An 11,381-nucleotide genomic window follows, 5' to 3' on the forward strand; every position below is an offset into this window, starting at 1 on the left:
GAAATCTCCTATTATTTAGCTATTTTTTATTTTTTGTAATCTACCAGCTGAGTAGTTACCATATAAAAAAAGCCTCATTCAAATATATATTTATATTTTGAATGAGGCTTTTTTATTATTATAAACTTTTTAAAGCTTCTAGAGCAGAATCGTAATTAGGCTCCTCAGTGATTTCTTTTAAATATTCAGTATATGCAATTTTTCCATCTTTATCGATAATTATAACAGCTCTTGAAACAAGCGCAAGTTCTTTAATGAATAATCCATAGTTATTTGAAAATTCTCTATCTTTATAATCTGAAGTAGTTATAGCATTTTCTATATTTTTAGCACCACAGAATCTGCTTAGTGCAAATGGTAAATCCATTGAAACTGTTAAAATAACAACATTTTCTAATGCAGATGCTTCCTTATTGAATCTGATTGTTTGTAATTCACAAACAGGAGTATCAATAGATGGCATAGCTGAAATAACTATTGTCTTCCCTTTTAAGTCTGCTAAAGAAAGAGGTGATAAATCAGTTTTAGTTACAGTGAAGTTAGGAGCAACATCTCCAACAACAACCTCTTTTCCCACTAATGTTAATGGATTACCTGCAAATGTAATAACATCTTTTCTTTCCATGATAAAACCTCCCTAAATTTTGTAATTAAATTATACTTATTTAGTGTATAAAATGCAAGAGAAATTTTTATAATTTTTAACATCCTCTGCACCTGTAAGTATCATGCTTTGATAGAGTTGAGATTTTAAAGTTTCTAAAACAACTTTTACTCCATCTTGTCTTCCACCAATTGATCCCCAAATGATAGGTCTTCCAATCAAAACAGCTTTAGCTCCAAGAGCTAAATATTTTAAAATATCAACACCTTCTCTAACTCCACCATCAGCTAAAACAATAATCTCATCTCCAACAGCTGTGGCAATCTCTTTTAAAACTTCTGCAGGTGCAAAAGTTTCGTTTAAGCAACGACCACCGTGATTTGATACAACAATAGCAGCAGCACCAGCTTGAACACAAAGTTTAGCTTCATCTACAGTTAAAATACCTTTTACTATAAATGGAAGAGTTGTTGAAGAGATAATCTCTTTTAAATCGTTTAGAGATTTAGGACCAACGGGTTGATTGAAAAGTTTCATTGTAACTAATCCAGCACCGTCAACATCCACTCCGACAGCTACTGCACCAGCTTCTTCTGCTATTTTAATTCTTTTTATAATCTCAGAATTTTCTCTAGGTTTGATTATAGCAATACCTTTTCCGTTTGCTTTTTTTATGGCATCTATTCCAGCTGCAAAGCAGTTAGGATCTCCTGTATCTCCAACCATGGCTATTGTTCCTGCATCAAGAGCACCCAATACAACATCATTTGAATACTCTACATCATTAACATATCCACCCATATTGAATTTAGTTCCTGTTATAGGTGCGATCATAGCGGGGAAAGAAAGATCTTCTCCGAAAATAGAGCAAGATAATTTAGGATCAGAAACATTATGAAGAGTTCTCATTGCAACTTTAACCTCTTTAAGTTTTTCATAAGTTCTATTGAAACTCCCACCGTTTCCGGCTCCACCCATTCCGGGAACTTTTCCAGCACACCAACGTCCGTTACACTCTGGACATAATATACAAAACTCCTTCATTCTTTCCTTTGCATTTTTTTTAATATCTTTGATATCCATAATACCCCTCCGTGAACTATCTATCTGTTGTATCTATTATTAAAGTAACTGGTCCGTCATTTAAAAGTTCTACTTTCATATCAGCACCAAAAACTCCAGCTTCAGTTTTAAAGCCAAGATCTTTACACTTTTGTAAAAACTTTTCGTAAAGTTCGTTAGCCATATCAGGCTTTGCAGCATCAATAAATGCTGGACGACGACCTTTTATACAGTTTCCATATAATGTAAATTGTGAGATTACAAGTAACTCTCCATCAACATCCTTTAGTCCAAGATTCATTTTATCCTCAGCGTCGTTAAAAACTCTTAAGTCGGTGATTTTTTTAGCTAACCAATCTACCTCTTTTTCTGTATCGGCATGCGTCACACCTAAAAGTACTAAGAATCCATGGTTTATTTTTCCAGTAATTTCATTATCGACAGTAACACTTGCATGTTTAACTCTTTGTATAACAGCTCTCATCAATCTCTCCTTTTCTATTTTTATTGGTAATTATACCACAAAAGTGATATAATTATTAAGAAAAAATAAAAAACTAACAATTTAAAAAGAGGTACAAAATGGGGAGAGAAAGAGTTTTAACAGATTTTGCAAAGGTTATTAATTCAGATAGATATCAATATACTGAAAGTGACATTTTTTTAATGGAAGAGATGCAGGATAAGGAAGCTATATTTGATATGTACTTTAGAAAAACTGAAGATGGTGGTTTTGCAGTTGTTTCGGGAGTTCAAGAGGTAATTGAACTTATTGATATTTTAAATAAAACTAGTGAAGATGAAAAAAGAGAGTATTTTTCAAAAATAATTGAAGAGAAACATCTTTTAGAATATTTAGTTAAGATGAAGTTTACTGGAAATTTATATGCCATGAGAGATGGGGAGATTGTATATCCAAATGAGCCAATAATAACAGTAAAAGCTCCACTAATTCAAGCTAAAATATTAGAAACACCAATTTTAAATTTGATGAATATGCAGTTAGCTATAGCTACAAAAGCATCGAGAGTTACAAGAGCTGCTTCACCAGTTCCAGTGACATCTTTTGGTAGTAGAAGAGCTCATGGATTTGATAGTGCGGTTGCAGGGACAAAGGCATCTATAATTGGTGGTTGTTTATCACATTCAAATCTTGTAACAGAGTATAAGTATGGAGTTCCAAGTGTTGGAACGATGGCACACTCTTATATACAAGCTTTTGGAGTAGGAGCAGAGGCTGAAAAAAGAGCTTTTGATACTTTTATAAAGCATAGAAGAGAAAGAAAAGCAAATTCATTAATTTTATTAATTGATACTTATAATACAGTTGGAATAGGATTGAAAAATGCTATTCAGAGCTTTAAAGATAATGGAATAGATGATTCGTATGAAGGTAATTATGGAATAAGAATAGATTCTGGAGATTTGGCTTACTTATCTAAGAAATGTAGAAAAGCTTTAGATGCTGCGGGGTTGAAAAAAGCTAAAATTTTCTTAACAAATTCTCTGAATGAATCTCTTATTAAATCATTAAAAGAGCAAGGCGCAGCAGTAGATATATTTGGAGTAGGAGATGCAATTGCGGTTAGTAAATCAAATCCTTGTTTTGGAGGGGTTTATAAAATAGTTGAAATAGATAGTAATCCTGTTATAAAATTATCTGAAGATGTTATAAAAATTTCAAATCCAGGTTTTAAAGAGGTATATAGAATCTATGATAACGATGGACTTGCATATGCAGACTTAATAACATTAGTTAATAAAGATACAGATAAAATTAAATTATTGAATGATGAGGATTTAACTATTAGGGATGAGAAGTATGAGTTTAAATCAAGTCAATTAAAAAAAGGAGAGTATACTTTTAGAAAAATAACGAACGAATTTGTGAAAAACGGAGTTATCAAACCTGAAGCTTCACAATTAGATGATGTTGTTGCATCGAGAGAGTATTATTTAGAATCACTAGGAAAAATTTCTGACGAAAGAAAAAGACTTGAAAATCCACATCAATATAAGGTGGATTTATCAAAAGACTTGTTGGAGTTAAAATATAGTTTAATTAAAAAAATAAAAAGTCAAATAAATTAAAAATAGGCTGACCTGAGTCAGCCTATTATAATCACTTGTCTAAACCTAAAATAAGAAGTTCAGCAGTAGCTAAGTTTGTAGCGATTGGTACTTTGTGTACATCTGCAACTCTTATAAGAGCAGATATGTCCGGTTCGTGGGGTTGAGAAGTTAACGGATCTCTAAAAAATAAAATAGCTGCGATTTGGTCAGTAGCCACTTCTGCACCAATTTGTTGGTCTCCACCTATGGGACCAGATTTGAAGCGATGAATTTGTAAGTCAGTAGCCTCCATTATTCTAAGTCCAGTTGTACCAGTAGAAACAAGAGGGTATTTTATTAGTATGTGCTCATGTCTTTGTGCAAAGCTAACTATTTCCGGCTTCATGTTGTCGTGAGCGATTAATGCTATTTTTTTCATTTTGACCTCCATAAGTTTTGCTATAACTATTATACAACAAAAAATTAATATGTAAAAGGAGTAAGTGTATGAAATTTGATAAAATTAATTATATTGAGAGAAAAACTAAAGAATTGAAGACAGAAAATCCACCAGGTGAAGGATTTTTGAAGTTTTTATATTATAATCCATTAGGAAAGTTACCTTTAAATTTAGTAGTTAGAAAAAAGTTCTTAACAGATTTTTATGGAAAAAAGATGTCTGAAGCCTCTTCTAAAGAAAAAATCAAACCTTTCGTAATAGAAAACTCTATAAATATGAATGAATCTAAAAAGAATATAGAGGATTTTTCATCATTTAATGACTTTTTTATAAGAGAATTAAAAGAGGGATCTAGAGAGATTGATACTAATTCGGATATACTTGTTTCGCCAGCTGATGGAAAAATTTTAGTTTTTAACGATTTAAAAGAAACTACAAAATTCTTTTTAAAAGGCGACGAATTTACAGTAGAAGAGTTTTTAATGGATAAAAATGAAGCTAAGAAATTTGAGGGAGGAACAATAGTTATAATAAGATTAGCTCCTGTTGATTATCACAGATTCCACTTCCCAGCTTCAGGTGAAATTGGAGAATCAAAACTGATTGATGGGTATTATTATTCAGTATCTCCATATGCAATTAAAAAGAATTTTAGAGTTTACTGTGAGAATAAAAGAGAAGTGTCGATTTTAAAAACAGCGGAGTTCGGAGAAATAGTATTGAGTGAGATAGGAGCAACTATGGTTGGAGGAATAAAACAAACATATAATCCGGGTCTTATAAAGAAAGGTGATGAAAAAGGATACTTCTTCTTTGGAGGTTCATCATGTGTCTTATTATTTGAAAAAGATAGAGTACAGTTTGACGAAGATATCCTAGAAAATAGTAGAAATGGAATAGAAACAAAAGTTTATATGGGTGAAAGAATAGGAAAAGCTAAGTAGGTGGATTTGTGAAAAGGCGAAGACAATATTTTAGAAAAGGTGATACCTTAATATATATACTTTTAGTCGGAGTATTTTCATTTTTGGGGTATCAAGTTACGAGATTTAAAGCGACAGATGCTGCTAATGCAGAGATTTATGTAAATAATCAATTGAAATATGTATATGCTTTACAAACAGATGAAAAAGATATGTTTGTTCCAACAGATATAGGTGGAGTAAATGTGAAAATTAAAGATAAAAAAATAAGAGTTACAACATCAAATTCGCCCTTGAAGCTTAATGTAAAACAGGGATGGATTGGTCAACCCGGAGAGGTAATCATTGGAGTTCCAGATAAACTTATAATAAAAGTAGTAGGGAAGAAAAACGAGAGAACAGATGATGTTGATTTTGTGATAAAATAATGGAATTAGAGGAGATGAGTAGATTATGAAAAAAGAGTATATACACCTTTTTTTGGTTGGTACCGTTCTTATTGTAATTCAGACATTTTTTCAATATAATGAGGCTTTCACAACGATAGTGGGTCAAGCTGTAAGTTCAATAAAACCATTTATATATGCTATTTTTATAGCAATTTTAGTGAGTCCGCTTGTAAAAATCTTTGAAAATAAGATAAAAATGAAGAGATCACTAGCTATTGGTTTAAGTTTAATAATTGTTTTTACAACAATTTTAAGCTTATTTTTAGTTGTTATTCCAAATATAATAAATAGTATATCGGATTTAATTGAAAAATTTCCAACTATGTTAAGTAGTTTAACTGCAAATACAGAAAATATTATTCAATTCTTAGAAGATAAAAACCTTTTGTTTTTTAATCCAAAAGAGATTGAAGCTAATTTAATTCAAATCATAAAAACAAATCTAGGGAATGTTAAAAACTTAGCGTTTGGATTAGGAGCTGGAGTTTTGAGAAGCTTAATGGGAATGATAAATTTCTTTATTGGGGTTTTCATTTCGTTGTATTTGATGTATAGTAAAGAGTATTTCATGAAATTTTTAGAGAGTTTATTCTTATTATTTATGCCAAAGAAGAGTGCAGAGTATGGAGTTGAATTTGTTAGAAAGGTAAATGATGTATTTTTAAAATATGTATTAGGAAGAGTTTTAACTTCAGCAGTTGTAGGCTTTTTAGTATTTATAGTTTTACTTATAGCAAAAGTACCATATGCACTGCTTAGTGGTGTGATGGTTGGTGTAGGAAATATGATTCCATATGTCGGATCTATTGTTGCAGGAACAATAGCGACATTTTTAATTTTATTAGCAGCACCATTTAAAGTAGTTTATCTATTTATAGCAATAGCTATAGGGCAAGCTGTAGATGGATTTGTAATAGGCCCTAAAATAATGGAAGAATCAGTAGGAATGAGCAGTTTCTGGACTATTATTGGTGTAATGGTTTGTGGAAACTTTTTTGGACCACTAGGAATGTTTTTAGGAGTTCCTATCTTTGTGGTTATAAAATTTATATATTTAGAGTGTTTAAAAAGAAGGAGTGAATAGATGAAGAAGTACAGATTAATAGCGTCAGCAACAATGGGATTAGAAAGTGTTGTAAAAGACGAGTGTAAAGGATTAGGATTTGAAAATGTTGAGACATTCAATGGAAGAGTTGAATTTGACGGAGATGAAAGAGAGATTGTAGAAGCAAATTTACATCTTAGATGTGCTGATAGAGTTTTCATAAAAATGGGAGAGTTTAAAGCGTTAACATTTGATAATCTTTTTGAAAATATAAAAAGATTACCGTGGGAAAATATAATCTCTTTAGATGGAGAGTTTCCAATTAGTTGGGTTAGCTCAGTTAAATGTAAGTTATTCTCAAAATCTGACATTCAAAAGATTGTAAAAAAAGCGATTGTTGAAAGACTAAAAATGGCTTACCAAACAGACAGATTACCAGAAACAGGTGGATCATACAGAGTTAAGATTCAAGCTCATAACGATATATTCTTAGTTATGCTAGATACAAGTGGAGAGGGATTACATAAAAGAGGTTATAGAAACCTAATAAATGAAGCTCCATTAAAGGAAACAATGGCAGCTGCACTAGTTTTATTAAGTCGTTGGAAAGGTGGAGATAGACCACTTATAGATCCAATGTGTGGAACGGGAACTATTGCTATAGAAGCAGCAATGATAGCTAGAAATGTTGCACCAGGAGTAAATAGAAACTTCGCATCTGAGAAATGGCCAGTAATACCTGAAAATCTTTGGATAGATTTAAGAGATGACGCTTTCTCGAGAGAGGACTATGATAAAGAGGTAACAATTTATGCTTCTGATTTAGATGAGGAGACAGTAGAGGTTGCAAAATTAAATGCAAAAAGAGCTGGAGTAGATGAAGAGATAGAGTTCAAATGTATGAATTTCTTAGAGTTAGAAAATGTAGCAGAAAAAGGTTGTATAGTAACTAACCCTCCTTATGGAGATCGTCTTCTAGATGAGGATGCAGTTGAAAGATTATATGGACTTATGGGAGATATATTCCAAATGAGATTCCCTAAATGGTCTTACTATATAATCACATCATATGAAAACTTCGAAAAGACTTTCGGAAAGAAGGCTACAAAAAATAGAAAGTTATATAATGGTGGACTAAAGTGTCACTATTATCAATATTATGGAGCTAGATAATGAACAGATTTGATTTAATAGTAGTTGGTGGAGGTCCTGGTGGGATTTTTACAGCTATAACAGCAGCAGAAAAAGGATTGAAGGTAGCTTTACTTGAAAAAAATAAGCGTATTGGAAATAAAATTCTTGTTGCTGGAAGTGGAAAATGTAATTTGACTCATACAGGAAAACCAAAAGATTTTTTGGATAAGTATGGTATGAATGGAAAATTTTTAAAAGAGGCTATAAATAAATATTCGCCAGAGATGTTAAAAAATTTCTTTAAAGAGAATGGCCTGCCATTAGTTTTGGTAGAAGAGAGTGGGAAATATTTCCCACAAACTTTTAGCTCATTAGATGTAGTTCATCTATTGAAAACTAAAATGGAGAGTTTAGGTGTAAAGATAGTTGAAAATATAAAGATAGAAAGTGTTACAAAATCTGGAGAGGAATTTATAATAACTACAGATAGGGATACATTTATATCTGATAATGTGGCGTTAGCTACAGGTGGGAAATCATATCCTGGAGTTGGAACAACAGGGGATGGGTATGTTATGGCTAAAGAGTTAGGTCATAAAATAGTTCCACCTAAACCAGCTTTAACACCAGTTTTTGTTAGAGATTACATGTTTGAGGAGTTATCTGGTATAAGTTTCCAAGATGTTAAAATAACAATCTGGAAAGAGGATAAAAAAATTATTGAAAAAAGAGGACCTGTACTTTTTACACATACAAATTTTAGTGGACCAGGAATTTTAGATAACTCTAGATATATAGAAAATGGAAGCTTCTTGGAAATAAACTATGTGGATAAAGATTTTGAAACTCTAAATAGAGAGATAATTGAAGAGATGAATAAAGAGGGAAAGAAAACTGTTAGAAGAGTTTTAAATAGCTATTTCTTACCGGATAGATTCATAAAAAGAGTTTTATCTTTAGCAGAGATATCTGAAGAGTTAAAATTGTCTGAGTTGTCAAAAGAAAAAAGAGAAAATTTAGTGAGAATACTAGCATCAAATAAGATGGAAGTGACAAAAGTTGGAAGTTTTGAAATGGCTATGGTAACTAGAGGTGGAGTAGCTATTGATGAAGTGAATCAGAAAACAATGGAATCTAAAAAAGTTTCGGGACTGTACTTAGTTGGTGAAATTTTAGATATAGATGGAGATACAGGTGGATATAATATTCAAGCTGCATGTTCTATGGGAGTTTTAGCTGCTAAGTCTATGAAGAAAAGGGAGATGAAGTAGATGGAGAGAGAGAAATTTAGAGCATATGCACAGGAAGTTATTTTAACAGTTTTAAAAATGACTTCTGTACAGATAGATAAACTAAGAGAGATGGGAGATCTTTCTGGAGTAGAGCTGTTAGAAGAGAAAGTTATTACTCCTTATGAAAAGATATATGGAGCTCTATTAGAGATGAAAGTTGAGAGCATGTCTGATGAAGAGTTCAAACCTTTTGAAGAGATGGTTGAAGAGATCAGAGTTAAAAACTCTTTATCTAAAGATAAGGTATTAGAAAATTTAGAAAAAAGAGCGGAGCTGAAAGGTAATTCAGGAGCAACAGTTGTAAAAAGATTTTTCAAATATAATTTAAATAGACTTTTAGATAAAAAGGATAAGATAACTGATAAATACAACGAATTAGCTTTAGAAGAACAAAATTTGGAAAACTTATTAAAAGATACTATACAAGAAGAGGAACAATTTGATATAATTTATAAGCTGCAACCAGTGAGAGAAAAACTAAGAGAGATAGAAGAGAAGTATCTATCAGTAGAGAAAGATATCAATCAATTAAAAAGAAAGTTAGAATCAAAATGGCCTTATGAGATATATGGGGTTATTTCTGAGGAAGAACTTTTAGAAACATATAAAGAAGCTTTTAAAATGGAGGACTAGTTAGAAATGGAAAAAGGGTTCAAACAGATTTTAATTTTATTGGCAGTATTTATTGTCTTTTTTCTTTCGAAAAAGATGTTTGCAAAACCAAGAATAGTTTTAGGAAAAAATACGGAGGTAAGAAATATGAAACAAGTTAAATTAAACGCAAAAATAGTTACAGCAAGAGGAGAGATTAACTTAACTCTTTTCCCAGAAGTAGCACCAGTAACAGTATTAAACTTTGCTCACTTAGCAATGAGAGAGTACTACAACGGAATTAAATTCCACAGAGTAATCGAAGACTTCATGATTCAAGGTGGAGATCCTACAGGAACAGGAACAGGTGGACCTGGATACCAATTCATCGACGAATTTAAAGAGGGAGTAACTTTCGATAAGAAAGGTATATTAGCTATGGCTAATGCAGGACCTGAAACAAATGGTTCTCAATTCTTTATCACTCACGTTGAGACTCCATGGTTAAACTATAAGCATACAATATTTGGAGAGGTAGTTTCTGATGCTGATCAAAAAGTTGTAGACGCTGTAAAGCAAGGAGATATAATCGAAAGAATCGAAATCACTGGAGATGTTGAAGAGTTCTTAAAAAATGAGGAAAATGCAGAATTCACAGCTCAAATGGATGAGATTTTAGATTCTCAATTTCCAAATTTAGTACAATACTAATTTTAAACAGGGGGAGATTCTCGTGATAAGAATAGAGAATGAAAAGTTGGTTGTACTGATAAATAGATTCGGTGCAGAACTAAAAAGTATAGTAAATAAAGAAAATGGTATTGAGTATATATGGCCAGGAACAGAGGGTACTTTTAAGAAAAGTGCTCCAAATCTTTTTCCATTTATAGGAAATATAGTTACAGGAACAATTGACTATCCTTTAGGTAAAGATGAAAGGGTAATCCTTCCAATGACAAAGCATGGTTTTGCTAGAGATGTAGATTTTGAAATTCTAGAGATAACAGAGGATACGGCAAAGTTTCAGTTAAGACCAAACGCTTATACAGAGGAGAGATATCCGTATAATTTCTCTTTAATAGTAGAATATATCTTGGTTGAAGACAAAGTTTATCACAACTATTATGTGAAGAACAATGGTGTAATAGAGATGTATTATCATATAGGAGGACATACAGCTTTTTATTGTAACTATAACGGGGATAAAAACTTTGAAAACTATTATATTGAGTTTCAAGAACAAGAGTGTGATTTATATATGATAGATACTAGAAATAATAGCTTCCTATCATCAGAAATTCAAAAGTATAGATTACCAGAAAAGTTTATGCTGTCTAAAGAGAAGTTCTTAAAAGATGCTTTGGTATTTGATGGATTAGAAAATAATACGGTAAATTTAAAGCATACAGAATCATCACATGGTGTTGAATTTACTTTTGAAGAATTGGATACTTTAGCAGTATGGACAAGTGTTGATTCGAGCGAATTTATTTGTTTAGAGCCTTGGGCTGGAATAACTGATTTCACTGAAAACTGTAATAGAGTTGAAGAGAAAAAACATATTCAAAAATTGAATTCAAATGAGCAGAAAAAACATACTCAAATAATAAGAGTGTATTAGGTAGTATACAAAATTTAAGAACAATTGAGTGAGGGTGCTTTTAGCACCCTTTTTGTTTATTTTAACTATAAAATAAATCTAAAATAGCTAGTTTAAATATGGTATACTATGTATGAATAGACTTATTAAAGTTAATCACTAGGAGGGA

At 31.6% G+C, this 11,381-nt stretch carries 13 protein-coding genes; 9 read left to right on the forward strand and 4 right to left on the reverse strand.

Annotated features, from left to right (window positions below; all coding sequences use genetic code 11):
- Positions 1–118 precede the first annotated feature (118 nt).
- Genes tpx through dtd form a run of 3 tightly spaced genes read right to left on the reverse strand, consistent with a single transcriptional unit; the run spans position 119 to position 2,150 of the window.
- The gene (gene tpx / locus L988_RS13035) at positions 119–625 is read right to left on the reverse strand and encodes a thiol peroxidase (RefSeq protein ID WP_047384925.1); all 507 of its coding nucleotides are present in this window, start codon (positions 623–625) and stop codon (positions 119–121) included.
- Positions 626–661: 36 nt separating this feature from the next.
- The gene (locus tag L988_RS13040; protein WP_047384927.1) at positions 662–1,687 is read right to left on the reverse strand and encodes an alpha-hydroxy-acid oxidizing protein; all 1,026 of its coding nucleotides are present in this window, start codon (positions 1,685–1,687) and stop codon (positions 662–664) included.
- A 16-nt stretch (positions 1,688–1,703) separates the two neighbouring features.
- Positions 1,704–2,150: a D-aminoacyl-tRNA deacylase gene (gene dtd / locus L988_RS13045; RefSeq protein WP_047384929.1), complete on the reverse strand. Its 447-nt coding sequence runs from the start codon at positions 2,148–2,150 to the stop codon at positions 1,704–1,706.
- A gap of 98 nt (positions 2,151–2,248) precedes the next feature.
- Here dtd and L988_RS13050 point away from each other — a divergent pair, with 98 nt between their 5' ends.
- Positions 2,249–3,757, forward strand: coding sequence for a nicotinate phosphoribosyltransferase (locus L988_RS13050; RefSeq protein ID WP_047384931.1), 1,509 nt, complete (start codon positions 2,249–2,251; stop codon positions 3,755–3,757).
- Positions 3,758–3,788: 31 nt separating this feature from the next.
- Here the strand turns inward: L988_RS13050 and mgsA are convergent, their stop codons facing one another.
- Complete coding sequence (gene mgsA / locus L988_RS13055; RefSeq protein WP_231549852.1) at positions 3,789–4,169, reverse strand: methylglyoxal synthase; 381 nt, start codon at positions 4,167–4,169, stop codon at positions 3,789–3,791.
- Between the two features lie 56 nt (positions 4,170–4,225).
- Here mgsA and L988_RS13060 point away from each other — a divergent pair, with 56 nt between their 5' ends.
- The 8 genes from L988_RS13060 to L988_RS13095 all read left to right on the forward strand — a co-directional run bounded on the left by L988_RS13060 (position 4,226) and on the right by L988_RS13095 (position 11,233).
- Positions 4,226–5,122, forward strand: a complete 897-nt coding sequence (locus L988_RS13060) for a phosphatidylserine decarboxylase (RefSeq protein WP_047384935.1) — start codon at positions 4,226–4,228, stop codon at positions 5,120–5,122.
- 8 nt (positions 5,123–5,130) lie between these two features.
- Entirely contained in the window at positions 5,131–5,529 is a 399-nt protein-coding gene (locus tag L988_RS13065) for a NusG domain II-containing protein (protein WP_047384937.1), read from the forward strand.
- Between the two features lie 25 nt (positions 5,530–5,554).
- Positions 5,555–6,634, forward strand: a complete 1,080-nt coding sequence (locus L988_RS13070; RefSeq protein WP_047384939.1) for an AI-2E family transporter — start codon at positions 5,555–5,557, stop codon at positions 6,632–6,634.
- Positions 6,635–7,768, forward strand: a complete 1,134-nt coding sequence (locus tag L988_RS13075; protein ID WP_047384941.1) for a class I SAM-dependent RNA methyltransferase — start codon at positions 6,635–6,637, stop codon at positions 7,766–7,768. It begins immediately after the preceding gene.
- Entirely contained in the window at positions 7,768–9,000 is a 1,233-nt protein-coding gene (locus tag L988_RS13080; RefSeq protein ID WP_047384943.1) for an NAD(P)/FAD-dependent oxidoreductase, read from the forward strand. Before L988_RS13075 ends, L988_RS13080 begins: the two co-directional genes overlap by 1 nt.
- Positions 9,001–9,654, forward strand: a complete 654-nt coding sequence (locus L988_RS13085) for a hypothetical protein (protein ID WP_047384944.1) — start codon at positions 9,001–9,003, stop codon at positions 9,652–9,654. It begins immediately after the preceding gene.
- 75 nt (positions 9,655–9,729) lie between these two features.
- Complete coding sequence (locus L988_RS13090) at positions 9,730–10,323, forward strand: peptidylprolyl isomerase (protein WP_081982943.1); 594 nt, start codon at positions 9,730–9,732, stop codon at positions 10,321–10,323.
- 22 nt (positions 10,324–10,345) lie between these two features.
- Positions 10,346–11,233 carry a hypothetical protein gene (locus tag L988_RS13095; protein ID WP_047384948.1) on the forward strand — a complete coding sequence of 296 codons (888 nt, stop codon included), beginning with the start codon at positions 10,346–10,348 and terminating at the stop codon, positions 11,231–11,233.
- Positions 11,234–11,381 lie beyond the last annotated feature (148 nt).

This window comes from Cetobacterium sp. ZWU0022, assembly GCF_000800875.1.
Classification (GTDB): Bacteria; Fusobacteriota; Fusobacteriia; order Fusobacteriales; family Fusobacteriaceae; genus Cetobacterium_A.